The following is a 16,110-nucleotide window of genomic DNA, read 5'->3' on the forward strand; positions in this document are numbered from 1 at the left end:
GTGATGTCCGCATGTTGCAATTTGGAATTGCTGTATGCAGAGGTACATTTCTCTCAGTCATACTTAAACAAGAAAATATCGAAGAAAGATTGAGCTTTACAGCCTGCATAATTTCTGTGTCGAAAACGTGAGGAAGATATGAGAGAGCTCCGAATAGAATGGTTCTTTCGTATTTAGGATGCTGTGAAGTATCGGTGATTGTGCAAGAGCTTGCGTGCGTAAATTTATCGCGTGTATCTAGCTACATGGAAAGAGTCAAAAGGAAAAAACAATGAATGAACCAACTGCTACGAGAAAGAGGCCTGCTGGAGTTTGGATTATTTCCAGCTACATCATTGTAGCTAACGTATGGTCATTACTCTCTTTTTACTTGTCCGACTCAGGCGCTATGCCAATCTCAACCGGACAGTCTGACATCTTCATAGAGATTACAGCGATCGATCACTTCTTGATGATTATCGGTAGCGGTATCGCCATAGCCGCTGCAATCACCCTCTTTCTCCTAAAAAAAGCGGCCTTCTACCTATTTTCGATTAGTGTAGGGCTCTCAATCGTTGTTATCCTCCAAGTACTGACGGCTGATTGGTTTCCTGATCTTGGTGCCGCTGGCATTTTAGCCGTTGTCTTTATGTGGCTTGTCGGACTTGTGCCTTTCCTTTACAGCTGGCGACTGAAACAAAAAGGCGTATTAAGATAAAAACACTTCACCTTAACAGACGACTAAACATTAGCTAGCACCTGGAAAATCAGCAAATGAGATAAGCAATGATACAGACGTTCGGCTAGAGAATGTTCAAACTATTAGTAATAACATTAGCGTGGCCGCTCAACTGAATCCATCAGAAGCCAGTAGCCAAATTACGTCGAATCTCTATCAACGTGATCGCCCCCCACTCTATCTTCAATGGTTCAAAACCCACAAAGCATCCCTATTTTTGACACTTTGATTGTGACACAGCTTTTGAAACACAAATACGGCCTGTAAAGCAGCCTGTTTGTGTTTCTGGCGCAGAGTTCCAAAAACGGTGGTTATGAGACATACGGTTATCCAAAGCGATCGCAAATTTACTTTCACATCAAGTAGCTAATGCCTCGTAAGCGTTGTAGGCAGGCGGCTATGAAGGTCGCTTTAGGCGTAATATATAGCAATGCGCGGATGCATTCGTGCAATTGCTATGCACTTTGCGTTGTATGACAAGGGCTGTAGCCTTTCGTGGTGTAGTAAGCAAAGTGCGGAAAGCTATACAAGAAATACTCGAATCGCCACCATCGTTAGCCGATTTACATCTTCTGTTGGAGAGCATTAAAGACTACAGCGCTCTTTCTGCCTGTAGCTCTTCGATCAAGCTCTGGAGCTGATGGCTATCGGCATGGTAGACCTCATTACAGAACTGACAGGTCGCCTCTGCCCCATCATCTACTTTGATCATGTCAGAGAGTTCGGTTGTCCCCAGCAGCTTTAATGCGCCCATCATGCGATCGCGGCTACACCGACAGTAAAACCGCACATCTTGAGCGCCTGGCAAAATCTCCAGACCCATATCGCCCACAAGTTCCTCAAAAATCTCCGGCAGCGTCTTCCCTGCTTTTAGCAGCGGCGTAAATCCGGTCAAGCTAGTTAGCCGAGACTCTAGCTGAGCAATCAGCACCTCGTCACGAGCCGCCTTCGGCAATACCTGTAAGAGCAATCCCCCTGCCGCTTCTACGCCATCCGCTCCTACAAACACACCCAGCACCAAAGCCGATGGCGTCTGCTCAGAAGTCGCCAGATAGTGAGTTAGATCATCACCAATTTCACCCGTGATCAGCTCCACCGTACTGGCATGAGGCTGACCATAGCCTACATCGCGCATCACATTCACATAGCCTTCTCGGCCAACCGCCGCGCCCACATTCAGCTTGCCATCTGCACTTGGCAAAATCTCTACCTGCGGCTTTTCTACATAGCCTCTAACAGTGCCATTGAGACCCGCATCTACCATCAGACCTTGCAGCGGACCGCTACCTTTGATTCGAATGCTTATCCGCGATTCAGCTCGTTTCATACTAGAGACCAGCAGCAGCCCTGCCGTCATTGCTCTGCCCAAAGCCGCTGTAGCTACGTAAGAAAGGTGGTGGCGATCGCGAGCGACCTGCACTAACTCAGTCGTCGTCACTCCAACGACGCGAATACCTCCCTCTGCTGCCGTCGCCTTAATTAACCGGTCCGTCATCCGCTTACCTTCTTTTGACTCTGCTCAGAATATTGTATCGCTATGACATAGGGATGCTGGAACAAGACAGCCAAACAAGCGCCGCCAAAAGCACTCGGTCAAATAGGGAGTGAGCCACAGATGCAGCTTATTTGCAACTTCACAATTTTGTTGATCTAAGGCTCTGCCGCTGGAAAAATTCGAGGAGAACGCGGTTTTTGGGAATTTTAGACCATCAGTTAGCTCGCCCGAGCTTCTATGCGAGACATTCCAAAAGAGACTCTTTTCTATAGAAACGAAGGATTCTCAATATCTCCATCCTTATATCCAGCGAAACTATGCCGGCCCTATCAAGCCCCTTTTCTACCTATCTTCCGTTCTTGATGATCTTCGAGAATTTCATCATTGCTGGCTGCTACACCATGATTGCCAGCGGTATTACCTACGGGATTTGGCAAAACCGAAAAGCAGGCATTAATCCGGTTGTCGTGACTATTGTTCTGATCTTTTCTAGCTGTGCATTAGGACATGGAATGCATGGTTTCGGGATGCTAGGATTTGGTCAGTGGGCCAGAGCGCAGACATTGTTTGACCTGATGACGGTTATTGTTGCAATCCGGTTTGTGACCTATTACGAAAGCTTTAGCGTACTGGCTAAAATAGGTCAAATTGCTGCCGCAAACGTTGAATTAGAGTCTGAAAATATTTCGTTGCAAGAAACGCTATTGAAATTAAAGCAGACTCAATCTCAGTTGATTCAAACAGAAAAGATGACCAGTTTAGGGCAGATGGTGGCGGGTATCGCTCATGAGATCAACAACCCGGTCAACTTTATTCATGGAAATCTACGGCACGTCGGGGTACATACCTCTGAGCTGCTGACTATGATGAAGCTTTATCAAAACCTATATCCTCAGCCGTTACCAGAAATTAAAGCCGCCTCTGAAGAGACAGATATTGATTTCATTCAAGCTGACTTACCTAGGATTTTGTCTTCCATGGAAGTGGGAACCGCACGCATTCGCAAGATAGTGCTAGGTCTTCGCAACTTTTCTCGCAAAGATGAAGCAGAATACAAAGCTGTGGATATCCACGAAGGTATCGATAGCACCTTACTCATTTTGCAGCATCGCTTAGACGCTAATAGAGAGCGTCCAGCTATTGAGGTCATTCGAGAATATGGAAGCTTACCGTTGGTGGAGTGCTACGCCAGTCAGATGAACCAGGTTTTTCTAAACCTGTTGGCTAACGCAATCGATGCCATTGAATCAGCTAGTGTTGGTCGAACTTGGGAGGAGATGGAGGCCGCACCCGGTCAGATCAAGATTCGGACGACAAGTCGCAATCCCAACAGCGTAACCATAGCAATTTCTGACAATGGAGGGGGCGTTCCTGAAAGTATCCGCACCCGTATATTCGATCCCTTTTTCACCTCAAAAGAGGTAGGAAAGGGCACTGGCTTAGGATTATCCATTAGCCAGCAAATCGTGACGGAAAGACACAATGGTCAGATAGAATGCTGTTCTACTCCTGGTGAGACTACAGAATTCACAATTCAAATACCTGTTATTCAAGATGTCCAACAAGAAGTGAGGGAAACCGCTGACACTGAACTACAGCTATCAACATGACTTGAAAGAATGGCTAGATTACTGTTCAAGTTTGGATAGCCAAAAAAAGCGCCCGATGGATAACCAAAGGACGCTTTGAACAAAGAGAATAACGCAGCGAGTCAAAAATTTCTATAGAAGCGGTAGCAGCTAGGGTGCTAGCGCATAGCCACGTAGCAAGCTACCGACGGTTTTGGCGGTAATCTTCATCTGCGTGATTGGATTTGCAGGCACGACGGTTTTGTACAGGTAGCTGTCAAAAGTCAGCTTCTGAACATCGATGTCAGAGCACATTTCAACGAACGCCTCGCGCGACGCATCGCTGCGATAGAACACGCGCTGCAAGATGTCGAGCACCTTGTAAGTCAAACCGTATTCCTTGTCCCACTGCTTGATGTATAGCTTGAGCTCATCTTCGGTGAGGGCACGAGCGCCGTTTTCGGAATACTTCACAATCGTTTCAGCACACATCCGAGCTGATTTGGCCGCAAAGTAGATACCTTCACCCGAAGACTTGGTCACCGTACCGGCAGCATCACCGACAAGAGCAACCCGGCCAACTACCCGGCGAGGTCTAGGATGTTCAGGAATCGGATGCGCTTCTACCTTAATGATTTCGCCGCCTTCTAGTCGCTTGGCTGCGCGCTGACGAATGCCCCGCTGTAGCGCTTTGATCCGCGCCTGGTTGGGCCGCATGGTACCGGTGCCCACCGCGACGTGATCGTATTTGGGAAAGACCCAAGCGTAGAAGTCAGGAGAGACATCGTCGCCGACGTACATCTCGGCGAGCTCTTCGTAGTAGGCCATTTTGTCTTCGGGCAGGCGAATGCGCTCTTGAAAGGCGATCGCATAGTTATAGTCGCCGGCATCGATCGCTCTAGCCACCCGAGAATTGGCACCATCCGCGCCAATCACCATATCTACTTTGAGCGTTTTAGCTTCGCCCTGCAAACCATCCTTGGAGTAATCCGCGTAGTGAAGCACATAAGGATCTTTGTCGTTGCCAGGAATATCTAGCTTATGAACCGTACCGTTGATTACCTTGGTGCCCAGCTTCTCAGCGCGATCTCTGAGGAAACCATCAAGCACTTCGCGGCGGCACATGCCAATGTACTCGTCGTCGTTTAGTGTCTCACCGATGTTGACTTCCACATTCGACGGCGAGATCATCTTCATCTTGCGAACCCGACGGTCAATAATCTCTGGGGGCAGATCAAACTCGTCGACCATACACAGTGGAATCGCCCCACCGCATGGCTTAGCATTATCTAGCTTACGCTCAAACAAAAACGTCTCGATACCAGCCTTTACAAGTATTTCCGCAGCGGAAGAGCCCGCTGGACCACCGCCTACAACCGCAACCCGAAGTGCCAAGGGCTTATGCTCCACGTAATTAAAAAACCTATGGGAAGAATCGTATCACCGTCACTTATGCGAAAGCACTGAAACCCCGTCAATGTTAAGCAGATTGCAACACTGATTTACATTCGGTAAGAGTAATCACTTCAGTCTATGAAGATAATCAAGAGAATTCGAGATAGAGCAAGATAGCTTTTTTGGTATTCTTCATGGCTTCTTCGGTTTCTCCTGCCGAAACACAGCCAGGTAGCTCCGGGCACCAAATAGCCCAATCTCCAGTGTTCACATCGGCTTCTAAAATTACGCGCCACTTCATCAGAACCGACCCTATTAGCCGTCTACAGCTATTGTATTCAACGTGTCTGGTGTTATTTTAGTATTTCCGTTCTATAGCGTTGGCTACTATCACCACAAGCAGCTATCAGTATGGCCATCAAACCGTCTCAAATTCAGTCAGTACTCAACAGCAAACGGGCCGACTTTTCTAGTTTTAATGCCAGCACCTCTAGCTATCTAACTCAGTATCGAACAGCTTGGGATGAATGGATAAAGCTGCCTTCTGCCAAACGCGACCGGTGGATTCAGGCGCAATCTGGCGACATCGGGGCGCGGCCTTTAGAGCCAATTAGCTCTAAGAATCACAGCATCGTTCGCAGCTATCTGCAGTGGGAGAATAGAGAGCAGAGTCTCGAATGGGCGCGCCAGCATCTGAGCGATGTCACCACCTTTGCAGTAGATGGCTCGCAGGTCTTTCCTCAAAAAGATTTTTCGATTCCGATCGCACTGGTTCAGATTGGCTGGTTTGAAAATCATCACTGCGCCGCAGGCACGTATGAAAAAGATATTTTGCTCGATGTGATGACGCCGAAAGATCTGGTGGCTGATAGGTCGCAGCCGATGGACCGGTGGATCAATATGCGGCGGTTCTCGATGGAAGTGCAAAAGCTGACTGACTATATCAAGCAGGCGAAGGATCGAGCCGTAGAGCAGGGCCGCGACCCAGAGAAGTGTCTGGTTTTTTACGATGGTTCGCTGGTGCTTTCTTTTGCCGCTATGCTCGAAGATAATATTCGTGCTCCTTATATAGAAAAGGTGCTGACGCTGTTGCAGGCTAGCGAGAAGTATCAGGTGCCGCTAGTCGGCTATGTAGATACTGCCGAATCAAACGATATTGTCACGCTGCTACGTACTTTTCACGATCTAGACAAGTCTCGCGCCATTCACGATGCCAAGCTGCTGAATTCGCTGATGCAGTGGGGCGATCGCACTCCGATCATGATCTGCGATCGCGGCGGTATCCTGAATGAGTATCGAGAGATGCAAGATCGCCTGACCTTTACCTATCTCAAAACCAACGCTGGCTACCCCGCCCGGTTAGAGTTGCCCAGATGGATTTGGTCGGCGGGGCTAGCCGATACGGTGATCGATCAGGTTCGCGCCGAGGTCATCGTCGGCAACGGCTATCCCTACGTGATTGAAACCGCCGATCAGACTGCTGTTTTACAGAGCCGCGATCGCCAAATCTTCTATCGCATCTTGCAAGATTGGGCCGCTGAAGAGCAGCTACAGCTCAGCCTATCGCAGAAAATGATGAGCAAAGCTAGACGCCGAGGGTAGCGCAATTGTAAACTTCAGCCTTTGCCCTAGATAAACTGTCTAGATGGATTGCCTGTCACAAAGCATTTCATAGACTACCTTTTAGTTATCTGCAATTAAATGTCTAACCCCCCACAAAAGTCTCGCGAGTTCTTGGTCAGTGCGATCGCAACGCTCGCCGCTGGTGCTACAGTCTTAGTCGCATCAGTCACCTATGCAAGCACGCCTATTCGCCAGAGTTTAGATGGCCAGAATTTGGATGGCCAGAATTTAATTCGCCAAGATTCAGACCAGGATTTGGCTCAGATAGAGTCGATTCCACCCAATACTGAAACCGACAGTGAGGCCGACAGTGAGGCCGACAGTGAGACCGACAGCGAGATCGGGATCGACAGAGCACCTATTCTGATTCCAGGGACTAGCGTATCGCTGCAGCCGCCTGCTGGCTTTGTCACTGCCGATCAGTTTTCGGGGCTGGTCAATCCAGAGAGCCTGGCCAGTATTGTGATCGCGGAGCTACCCGCAGCCGCCTATACAGAATTCGTATCGCTCTTTGCTTCTACCCCAGAGGCTGTAACCAGCGCTTTCGCTGAGCGAGGAATTGTGTTGGAGGTAGACACTATCTCTAACGTTCTAGTGAATGGCAACGAGGTTCCACTGGTCAAGGGAATTCAAACTGTCGGCGATACGCAAGTCAGCAAGTATTTCGCGCTATTTGGCGGAGAAACTAGCGGGGAAAACACGATATTAATCACCTTTAATGTGACGGAGCCAGCCTCGCTAAGTGAGGAGGCAATTGTCAATACGATCCAGTCAATTCAGGTCGCTCCGGCGCTCTCTATTGAGCAAAAGGTGGCTGAGCTGCCTTTTACCTTCGAGGTCGCACCACCTTTTCAGGTTTTTGATGTTTTGTTGGGCTCGACTGTGCTGCTTAGTCCCAACGGAGAGCCTAGTCCCTCGGGAGAAGATCCAGTCATTATCATCGCTAGTTCGGTCAGCCCAATCATAGCTGCCGATCTTTCAGCCTTCGATTTGGCCACCTTTTCAAGCCAGGTATTACTAGAGACTGAAGGCTTTACCCAAGCGAATATCACGACGCGATCGCCCACCGAATTCGCTGGGGGTGAAGGCTACGTGATCCAGGCATCTGTAGCAGATTCCACGGTGTTTCAATATCTCAGGATTTTGCCCAACAACTTCTACATCAGGATGCTGGCCGCCGGGAATACCGAAGCGATCGCAGAACTAGTGCCGACTATCGAAGCGATTCAAAGTTCGGTGGAAGCCAAACCGTAATCTCCATTGAATCGGTCGCTACATTCAATCTCTGTGTTGACAGCCTAGTGTTGACAGCTAAAGGCTGCAGAGCGAGATTATCGCAGCACTTTGCCCATATAGTCGCCCCAGAGCGCTGCAGCTCTAGCGCTGCTGCCATAGGTAGGCTCGTTTTCGTCATTGCCCAGCCATATGCCGGTTGCCACCTGATCGCCCGGCACATAGCCGATAAACCACATATCGACGTTGTCGTTCGTAGTGCCCGTCTTACCCGCTTCGCCACGGCCAATATAGGCATTGCGGCCAGTGCCACCTTGGATTACGCCGCGCATCATGCTCACCATCGTATCGGCCACAGCCGGGTCTAACACCTGCACCCCTGCGTCCGCCGACTGCGAAAAGTCATAGATCACCCGGCAGGTAGACGGATCCTCAACATCACCGCATTCACCGCTGTCTAGCACTCGCTGAATGCCGTGGGGCCGATTCCAGATACCGCCGTTGGCAAAAGCCGCAAAAGCGCCCGTAATTTCTAATGGGGTGACTTCGCTCTGACCTAGGATCAGGCCAGGTTCTGCCCGCAGCTCTGAGGTAATTCCCATGTCTTTGGCTAGGTCAACTACCGCTCCTAGCCCGACTTCTTGAGCAATCCTTATCGCCACTACGTTTTCTGAGCGGGCCATCCCCGCATACATATCAAGCGCCCCACCGCCCGATCGGCAGCCCGCATAGAATTGCCCACCCCAATTGAGATCACTGCACGAGAAGCTCTCTCCAGCAGGGATGCCCTGAGTCAAGGCGGCGGCGTAGGCGAAGACTTTGAAAGTAGATCCGGGCTGACGCAGCGCCTGACTGGCCCGGTTGAACTGGCTTTCGGCATAGTCTGTGCCGCCGACTAGGGCTTCTATTTCGCCGTTACGGGTATTGAGCGTAACGACGGCTCCTTGTGAGAATCCATCACTAGCGCCCTGATTGGCAATAGTATCGCGCAGTGCGCTTTCGGCAGCGGCTTGCGCCTCTAGATCGATACTCGTTTCGACAATAAAATTACCTTCTCTGACCAGATCTTGGCCTAGAACCTGGTTCAACTCCTCGAAGATATAGCTGTAGAAGTAAGGAGCCGTGGTACTCCTGAGCTGCTCGCGGGCTTTTGGACTAATTTCGATGCGCGATCGCCTCGCCCGCCTGCCCTCTTCGGCGCTAATCATACCTTGGCCGACCATGCGCTCAAGCACGCGATCACGATAGTCCACCGCCGCCTGATAGTCTTGCACCGGATTAAACGCATTCGGTGCCGGTAAGATACCCACAAGGGTCGCAGCTTCACCAACGCTCAAATCCTTGGCATCCTTGTCAAAATAAAACTGCGAAGCGTCTTCAAACCCGTAAAGATTGTTGCCTAAATACACCCGATTTAGGTACAGCAGCATCAGCGAGTCTTTGCTGTAGAAAGTCTCTAGCTTTAGCGCCACAATCGCTTCTCGAACCTTGCGGGCGGCGCTGTCTTCGATGCCGACATAGTCTCGGTAGGTATTGCGAGCAAGCTGCTGAGTGATCGTACTTGCGCCTTCTTTGATACCACCTTCTTCGACGTTGGTTTTAAGCGCGCGGGCAATGCCCCAGGGGTCTACACCGGGATGCCAATAAAAGCGCGAGTCTTCAGAAGCGACGACGGCTTTTGGCAAAAAGGGTGAGTAATCCTGGAGCCGACTGTTTTCTCTATGATTGATGTTGGGCAGCTCATTGAGCGGTACGCGCTCTGTTCCGTCTTCAGCCGTGACCAGCACCGGGCCTTGCACAGACTCTGGCAGTGGGTGGATAGAGAATTTTTGCCATTCGATACCGACGATCCAAAGCGCCAGCAGGCTAGTGAATCCGGTGGCTCCATAGACGCCGTAGCGTAGCGTCGTGATATACCAAGGCGGTGGATCAATATAGCGAACGGTCACCGCGTCGGCTAGTTCTTCTGGCCCTAGGGTTAATATATCGCCGTGACGGAGCGGTCGCTTTGAAAGGCGCTTTTTATGGCGATAGATGCCGTTGGTAGAGCCTTTGTCTTTGAGTACGAAGGGCTGACCGGGCAGTCCGCGATCTCGGGTAAGGGCAAGATGCGTTTGGCTGACGATGGGCGATCGCACCACAATGTCATTCTTAGAAGAGCGGCCTAGCAAATAGTGCTCACCCACCAGAGGATATTCTTGAGTCTTACCACTGGCATCCGCCTCTACCACCAGCTTCGGCACCCTGGCATCGGGCTTCAGCGGAATCTTCGAGAAATCCACATTGGCCTGAACGGAATGAAACGCCTGGGTAATCGATCCTAAAAACGTCTTAGGTGGCTTAGAAGACGGCTTTGATGGCGGCTTAGGCGGTGGAGAGGTCATAAGCGCAAAGGACTCGATTCTGAAGTGTCTACAGTATAGGAATCAACACAAAAAATGTAGAAAATTTCGGAGAATAGACGCCAGATCTAAAGCCTAGCGTTTTCCAGGGCGCGGCTCGGGGAAAAACAGCGCCACAATCAGCAAACAAATGATCCCGACATTGATCCAAACGTCAGCCAGATTAAATATCGGAAACCGGGTCACCGGAAACACCTGTAGAAAATCGACCACTTCTCCGAATAGCACTCTGTCAATGCCGTTGCCAAACGCACCGCTGAGAATAAACCCGTAGCCTGCCGACTCCCATCGATTAGGCATTCGCACCAGCCAGCCGTATAGCGCTAGGCCCGCACTCACCGCCATCGACAGCCACTTTAGCCATTCCCCATTATCGCTAAACAGGCTCCACGCCGCCCCCGGATTGGTGACATAGGTAAAGTGAAACACCCCTTGCCAGATCGGAATGCTCTCACCCAGTTCAAAATTTTGTACCACCCAAAACTTTGTGAGCTGATCGAGAATTACACCAACGATCGCCACTAGCCAAAACAGTCCATTTTTGGGCTTTAGTCTTCTAGAGGTCATGTTCAGGCTTCATTTTGGGATTATGTCCTAATAAAACAGCAGCTTGCGTAGGCCAAATGAGATCAGGGCGATCGCACAGCTCACCATCACCTGCCCTGGGATCTGTTCTACTGAATAGCCCATTATCGCAGTCCCTAGCCCCGGCGAGGTAGGTAGCCATCGAAACAGATGCCCCAAAACCAGGTAAGCAACCCCACATAGATGCACTGGCACCAGCCCACACAGCGCTGCAAAGCCTAGCCGTTCTAGCGATCGCTTTGATCGAAAAGCTAAGAATCCACACAGCCATCCCGCCGGAATAAACCCCAGCAGATAGCCGAAGCTAGGCTCTCGTAGATATCCTAGCCCTGCGCCCTGGGAAAAGACTTCAACCCCAAAGCGTTCAAACAGCAGAATTCCTAGCATGACATAGGCAATTTGCGAAAGCGCTGCCGCGTTCTTGCCACCCATGCAGCCAACGAACAGCGCCGCCCCCACCTGAAAAGATACGCCCAAGGAGGCGACCTCAACGCTGCCGCCCGTGCCGCGAACCCATCCACCAACCGGCAGGTCGAAAACAAAAGCCTCTGCCCACGTAGCACCAATCGTTAGAATCAGCCCCACCAGTGCCCAAAGTAGCTCAGAAGGCGCAAACACAGCTCACCATCGCTCGACAACTTCTCTCAATACAATTCTCAAGATCTTAAATCATTTCTTACAGAAGGTTACTTTTACGCAGTTCTACCCAATTCATTCTGACGCAAGCTTTACACTGATAGCAATCCGCTGATGCATTAGTGGATTGCTATGCGCTTAGCGCTATGTGGCACAAGGATTGCAGCTTCTATAAATGGCTCAAGCTAAGCGCCAATCGCTACAGTTGCAAGACTCTATCTATATATCTGCTTCGGCTGCCGCTATGTTTCCTTCTCACCGTCCTCGCAGGCTGCGATCGCACCAGCAAATCCGGCGCATGGTCCGCGAAAATATCGTCACCACTAGCGATCTGGTCTATCCCCTATTCGCTGTTCCTGGAGACACTTTCGCCCAGGAAGTTAAATCCATGCCGGGGGTCTATCAGCTCTCTGTCGACAAGATTGTCGAAGAAGCAAAAGAAGTCTACGACCTAGGCATTCCCGCTGTCATCCTCTTTGGCATTCCCACCGAAAAAGACACTGAAGCTACAGGCGCATGGCATGACCATGGCATTGTGCAAAAGGCCACCGAAGCAATCAAAAAAGCCGTCCCCGATCTGGTCGTGATCGTCGATACCTGCCTTTGTGAGTACACCGATCACGGCCACTGCGGCTATCTAGAAGTCGGCGATCTCTCAGGCCGTGTGCTCAACGATCCCACCCTAGAGCTCCTCAAAAAAACGGCGATCTCTCAGGCTAACGCGGGCGCTGATATCATTGCCCCTTCTGGCATGATGGATGGCTTTGTCCAAGCGATTCGAGCTGGGTTAGACAGCGGCGGCTTTGAAGAGATTCCGATCCTTTCCTACGCTGCCAAATATTCCTCGGCCTACTACGGTCCGTTTCGAGACGCCGCCGAATCCGCCCCTCAGTTTGGCGATCGCCGCACCTATCAAATGGATCCCGGTAACGGCACCGAAGCCCTCAAAGAAATCGAGCTAGATATCGCTGAAGGCGCTGACATGCTAATGGTCAAACCAGCGCTGGCCTACATGGACATCATCTGGCGAGTTAAGACAGCGACCAATCTGCCAGTTGCGGCCTATAACGTGTCTGGTGAGTACTCAATGGTCAAAGCCGCTGCGCTCAACGGCTGGATTGACGAAGAAAAAGTCGTCATGGAAACGATGACTAGCTTCAAGCGCTCCGGCGCGGACCTAATCTTGACCTACCACGCCAAAGACGTTGCCCGCTGGCTAGGGTAGCTTTTGCCCTTAGTGCCGTGTCAGGGAGCCTGATGCTGCACTAGCTTGCTGACAGGTGAGAACCGAAGAAGTCAACATGCCCCCGATCGCCTGGACAGTAGCATCATCACTGTCCTAGCCAGTAGCTTCACATCGTAAACAGGTGTCCATAGCTGCTGGTAGTCCAAGTCTAGGGCCACGACCTCTTCAAAATCTTTGATCTCTGAGCGCCCGCTAACCTGCCACTGACCGGTGATCCCAGGACGCACGTCTAAGCGCCGCCAGTGGTGCGCCGTGTAGTGCTTCACTTCGTCGGCGGTAGGAGGGCGAGTGCCGACTAAGCTCATATCACCTCGCAAAACGTTCAAAAATTGGGGGAATTCGTCTAGGCTAGTTCGACGCAGAATCCGACCAATGCGAGTGATTCTTGGATCTTCAGCGTTCTTGAAGATCAGACCCTGTGCTTCATTTTCGATACCGATCTTAAGCGCGTCGGCGTTGCTTACCATGGAGCGAAACTTGATAATGGTAAACGGCTTTCCCTGAAGGCCAAAGCGCTCTTGCAAGTAGAAGATTGGGCCTTCAGAATCTATGCGAATAGCGATCGCAATTGGCAGCAGCAAAATGCCTAAAATCGCTAGCCCCACTAGAGCGCCAGCAATATCTAGTGCTCGCTTGAAGGTAGAACGGGTGGAAACGTGAGGGATAGGCGGGTGGCATCCCTGATCTGGCATACTGCGTAAGAGACTACGTGTCATGAATGTTCTCATTCGGGGCGGCTATGACCAAAAATATGTAGCGATAGCCAGTCGCCGATTTGCTAATACTGCTTGCCGATTCGACGACTCAACACTTTATGTCGTGACACACTGTTTCTACTAGAGACAGCTTCTACTGGACTGACTGCTATTAGGAGGCGAAAACCTGTAAACGCATCTATCCTTAAACCTGCCTGTAAAGATCGAGTAGCTTCTTTGGATAGTTCTTACTGAACGGGGCATTGCTAGAAGGATAGTAAAACCCACTGAAAACTGCCGTATCAGGGAATACCTGTAACTGCCTAAGGTCAAAGGGTCTAGGAGTTTCTATCTCGGGTTAGAGTAAGCAATAGTTGGGATTGGGGGAAACAGGTGATACCAGCGGATACTGATGGCTATTCAAGCGCTCATGAAGAAAATAGTCACCAGAGTGCTAATAGACCAGCCCCCAGGAAAGCTTCTAAGCTAGATCTCAAGGCAGCGGCTAAGCCAGCGGCGGACTATCCTCAAATCTTGTCGACCTGGCAGCGTCAGCTTCAGACCGATCTGCCGAATCAATCTGAACAAACACATGAGGCGATTGCCCAGTGGCTGATTGGTGAGCCCACTCGGTTTGAGTCGATGAGCCCAGCTGAAATCAAGCTGGCCACGCAGGCGATGGACTACCGCTATCGCATCTTAATTTCTCGCTATTGGGGGCTATCACCCGCACGCGGCTATCAGCGACTGCTGCAAAAGCTGGGCGGTTTATTTTTGATTCGGAGTAAGGTTCGCACCTGGATAGCGCTGAGCCGCGATCGCAAACGGGCAGTCAAAGACGTCTTACAAGAGGTGATTCAAGAGATGCTGCAGAGCGATCGGTTCTTGCGATCGCAGGCGCAGTGGATTGGCCAATGCACTCACAGGGCTAGTCTCCGCAATCTGCTGACCTTGGCCACGATTGAAGAATATTGCCTCAGGCCCATTCGCAATCAGCCCTTGCTGGTATACCGATTCGTCAACTATCTGAGGCGATCGCAGCGCGGCGGCATGACCCAGGTACCCAGCAATGAGCTGATCCAGCTAATCTCAGAAGAGCTCGGCACCGATGATACCGACAGCACCCTCAGCCTATTAGATTTTGAAGCGCTCGATCGCTACGAAGTGCAAAAGGAGATAGAAAATCAGCAGGCCGCTCGTCAGCTCGTCAAGCAGCAGTTTTCTGAGTATCTACAAGAAAAGCTAGGAGATACTGCTGTCCAGTGGCTGCATCTACATCTGCAAGGCTACGCTCAAGACAGCATCTCTCGCCAGCTTGGGCTCAACGTTCGCGAAGCCTATCGCCTGCGGGAAAAGGTTAGCTACCACGCTATTCGCATCTTCACGCTCAAAGAGCAGCCGGATCTAGTCTTCTCTTGGCTGAAGACATCTTTAGTTCAGCACAACCTGGGTCTGACCGCGCAAGAGTGGGATCGCTACTGGGAAAGTCTCAAGCCAGCTCAGCAAAAAATGCTCACTGCCTTCAAAGCGGGTGAGCCTATAGAGGCGATCGCCAAATCTTTTGAGCTGACACCCAAGCAGGTAACTAGCCAATGGGCGGAGCTATATCTACTATCCCAGGCCGCTCGCGGTGCTAGTTCTAACCCTTAAGCCTTAATTCCTTGAGTTTTTGCGCCTTAAATTCCCACTGCCTTTCACCACTGCCTTTCACCTAAGATCTAACGCTTAGGATCTAACACTCAAGTTTTTGACTGGCGCGACTCTTTCCAAGCGTCTTTCATTCTTCCTAGGTTTAGCTTGAATTCGTCCATGCCGACTAGGCTGCCTGGCGCTTCATCCCACGAAGCCGACAGCATGCCATAGCTCAAACCCACCACGCCCAGGCCAAAGCAGCCCATCGTAGTCAGCAGTACGACAACCGGGGCAAATTCTATAATCTCTTGACTGAGCAGATAGTAAGACAGGAAGAAGATACCGACGCCCAGCGCAATTGGGCTCAGCGAAAGCACAGCCATCCGTCGCAGCATCCGTTTGCTAACGGCTGCCGGGATAGCACCTTGCCCGTCTGCCTTTTTCGAGCTAGAAGCATTGGCTCCAGATCCTCTAGAAGCCGCAGCTGCCTTTGCCTCTGCCTTCTTACGGTTACTGGCCCTGATTTCATCGACTCTGGCCTGTGCCCTAGCGGAGATGCCATCGGTTTTATCAGATTTGCTGGCCTTCGCTGATTTTGCTGCGCCGGATGATTTAGCCGATGACTGGTCAGCAAATGCCTTCCTGTCAGCCTTGCTAGCTTTTTTGCGATCGCGCCCAGGTTCAAAGGGTAGCGGCGAGCGATCGCCATTCTTGTCATCTTTAGCACCGCGACCAGACTTAGAGGCCATCTTGTCCTTATTTGGGTAAGTAGCAGCTTAGGAATTTCAGCGAGGTGTGAGCCTGATTATTCAGTCTCTATCAGCACATCAACCGCTAGCTCACTAGCGGCGAATGCCTAGCTTTTTGATCAAAGCCTTGTAG

Annotated in this window: 14 protein-coding genes; 6 read left to right on the plus strand and 8 right to left on the minus strand. The window is 50.8% G+C overall.

What is annotated here, in order from left to right:
* The first annotated feature begins 388 nt into the window (after positions 1 to 388).
* The gene (locus IQ256_RS20045; RefSeq protein ID WP_193857331.1) at positions 389 to 697 is read left to right on the plus strand and encodes a hypothetical protein; all 309 of its coding nucleotides are present in this window, start codon (positions 389 to 391) and stop codon (positions 695 to 697) included.
* A gap of 613 nt (positions 698 to 1,310) precedes the next feature.
* Here IQ256_RS20045 and hslO read toward each other — a convergent pair.
* Positions 1,311 to 2,213, minus strand: coding sequence for an Hsp33 family molecular chaperone HslO (gene hslO, locus IQ256_RS20050; RefSeq protein WP_193857332.1), 903 nt, complete (start codon positions 2,211 to 2,213; stop codon positions 1,311 to 1,313).
* A gap of 317 nt (positions 2,214 to 2,530) precedes the next feature.
* On the opposite strand from hslO, the gene IQ256_RS20055 reads away from it, so the two are divergent.
* Positions 2,531 to 3,823 (plus strand): sensor histidine kinase, encoded by a 1,293-nt coding sequence (locus IQ256_RS20055; RefSeq protein ID WP_193857333.1) that lies wholly within the window; start codon positions 2,531 to 2,533, stop codon positions 3,821 to 3,823.
* A gap of 129 nt (positions 3,824 to 3,952) precedes the next feature.
* Here IQ256_RS20055 and chlP read toward each other — a convergent pair whose 3' ends face one another.
* Positions 3,953 to 5,176 (minus strand): geranylgeranyl reductase, encoded by a 1,224-nt coding sequence (gene chlP / locus IQ256_RS20060; RefSeq protein WP_193857334.1) that lies wholly within the window; start codon positions 5,174 to 5,176, stop codon positions 3,953 to 3,955.
* Positions 5,177 to 5,324: 148 nt separating this feature from the next.
* Entirely contained in the window at positions 5,325 to 5,477 is a 153-nt protein-coding gene (locus IQ256_RS20065; protein WP_193857335.1) for a type II toxin-antitoxin system HicB family antitoxin, read from the minus strand.
* A gap of 110 nt (positions 5,478 to 5,587) precedes the next feature.
* Here IQ256_RS20065 and IQ256_RS20070 point away from each other — a divergent pair, with 110 nt between their 5' ends.
* On the plus strand, positions 5,588 to 6,778 hold the full coding sequence (locus IQ256_RS20070) for a DNA double-strand break repair nuclease NurA (RefSeq protein WP_193857336.1): 1,191 nt from the start codon (positions 5,588 to 5,590) through the stop codon (positions 6,776 to 6,778).
* 99 nt (positions 6,779 to 6,877) lie between these two features.
* On the plus strand, positions 6,878 to 8,053 hold the full coding sequence (locus tag IQ256_RS20075) for a hypothetical protein (RefSeq protein WP_193857337.1): 1,176 nt from the start codon (positions 6,878 to 6,880) through the stop codon (positions 8,051 to 8,053).
* A 77-nt stretch (positions 8,054 to 8,130) separates the two neighbouring features.
* Here the strand turns inward: IQ256_RS20075 and IQ256_RS20080 are convergent, their stop codons facing one another.
* From IQ256_RS20080 to IQ256_RS20090, 3 genes are all read right to left on the minus strand, one after another.
* On the minus strand, positions 8,131 to 10,416 hold the full coding sequence (locus IQ256_RS20080; RefSeq protein ID WP_193857338.1) for a transglycosylase domain-containing protein: 2,286 nt from the start codon (positions 10,414 to 10,416) through the stop codon (positions 8,131 to 8,133).
* A gap of 93 nt (positions 10,417 to 10,509) precedes the next feature.
* Positions 10,510 to 11,001 carry a signal peptidase II gene (gene lspA, locus IQ256_RS20085; RefSeq protein ID WP_193857339.1) on the minus strand — a complete coding sequence of 164 codons (492 nt, stop codon included), beginning with the start codon at positions 10,999 to 11,001 and terminating at the stop codon, positions 10,510 to 10,512.
* A gap of 27 nt (positions 11,002 to 11,028) precedes the next feature.
* Complete coding sequence (locus IQ256_RS20090) at positions 11,029 to 11,637, minus strand: biotin transporter BioY (protein ID WP_193857340.1); 609 nt, start codon at positions 11,635 to 11,637, stop codon at positions 11,029 to 11,031.
* 262 nt (positions 11,638 to 11,899) lie between these two features.
* Between IQ256_RS20090 and hemB the strand changes: the two genes are divergently transcribed.
* Positions 11,900 to 12,880 (plus strand): porphobilinogen synthase, encoded by a 981-nt coding sequence (gene hemB, locus IQ256_RS20095; RefSeq protein WP_193857346.1) that lies wholly within the window; start codon positions 11,900 to 11,902, stop codon positions 12,878 to 12,880.
* A 71-nt stretch (positions 12,881 to 12,951) separates the two neighbouring features.
* On the opposite strand, the gene IQ256_RS20100 is transcribed toward hemB, so the two are convergent.
* Positions 12,952 to 13,617 (minus strand): sugar transferase, encoded by a 666-nt coding sequence (locus IQ256_RS20100; RefSeq protein ID WP_193857341.1) that lies wholly within the window; start codon positions 13,615 to 13,617, stop codon positions 12,952 to 12,954.
* Between the two features lie 372 nt (positions 13,618 to 13,989).
* Between IQ256_RS20100 and IQ256_RS20105 the strand changes: the two genes are divergently transcribed.
* A complete protein-coding gene (locus IQ256_RS20105; RefSeq protein WP_370623499.1) occupies positions 13,990 to 15,246 on the plus strand; it encodes a HetZ-related protein 2 in 1,257 nt (418 codons plus the stop codon).
* An 89-nt stretch (positions 15,247 to 15,335) separates the two neighbouring features.
* Here the strand turns inward: IQ256_RS20105 and IQ256_RS20110 are convergent, their stop codons facing one another.
* Entirely contained in the window at positions 15,336 to 15,977 is a 642-nt protein-coding gene (locus IQ256_RS20110) for a PAM68 family protein (protein ID WP_193857342.1), read from the minus strand.
* Positions 15,978 to 16,110 lie beyond the last annotated feature (133 nt).

The sequence above is a fragment of the cf. Phormidesmis sp. LEGE 11477 genome (assembly GCF_015207105.1).
Taxonomy (GTDB): domain Bacteria; phylum Cyanobacteriota; class Cyanobacteriia; order Phormidesmidales; family Phormidesmidaceae; genus Phormidesmis.

What these genes read in the sequence shown, in the direction of transcription:
- IQ256_RS20045 (WP_193857331.1), top strand. Translation starts at nt 389, where the DNA reads ATGCCAATCTCAACCGGACAGTCTGACATCTTCATAGAGATTACAGCG.
- hslO (WP_193857332.1), bottom strand. Translation starts at nt 2,213, where the DNA reads ATGACGGACCGGTTAATTAAGGCGACGGCAGCAGAGGGAGGTATTCGC.
- IQ256_RS20055 (WP_193857333.1), top strand. Translation starts at nt 2,531, where the DNA reads ATGCCGGCCCTATCAAGCCCCTTTTCTACCTATCTTCCGTTCTTGATG.
- IQ256_RS20065 (WP_193857335.1), bottom strand. Translation starts at nt 5,477, where the DNA reads ATGAAGTGGCGCGTAATTTTAGAAGCCGATGTGAACACTGGAGATTGG.
- IQ256_RS20070 (WP_193857336.1), top strand. Translation starts at nt 5,588, where the DNA reads ATGGCCATCAAACCGTCTCAAATTCAGTCAGTACTCAACAGCAAACGG.
- IQ256_RS20075 (WP_193857337.1), top strand. Translation starts at nt 6,878, where the DNA reads ATGTCTAACCCCCCACAAAAGTCTCGCGAGTTCTTGGTCAGTGCGATC.
- IQ256_RS20080 (WP_193857338.1), bottom strand. Translation starts at nt 10,416, where the DNA reads ATGACCTCTCCACCGCCTAAGCCGCCATCAAAGCCGTCTTCTAAGCCA.
- lspA (WP_193857339.1), bottom strand. Translation starts at nt 11,001, where the DNA reads ATGACCTCTAGAAGACTAAAGCCCAAAAATGGACTGTTTTGGCTAGTG.
- hemB (WP_193857346.1), top strand. Translation starts at nt 11,900, where the DNA reads ATGTTTCCTTCTCACCGTCCTCGCAGGCTGCGATCGCACCAGCAAATC.
- IQ256_RS20100 (WP_193857341.1), bottom strand. Translation starts at nt 13,617, where the DNA reads ATGACACGTAGTCTCTTACGCAGTATGCCAGATCAGGGATGCCACCCG.
- IQ256_RS20110 (WP_193857342.1), bottom strand. Translation starts at nt 15,977, where the DNA reads ATGGCCTCTAAGTCTGGTCGCGGTGCTAAAGATGACAAGAATGGCGAT.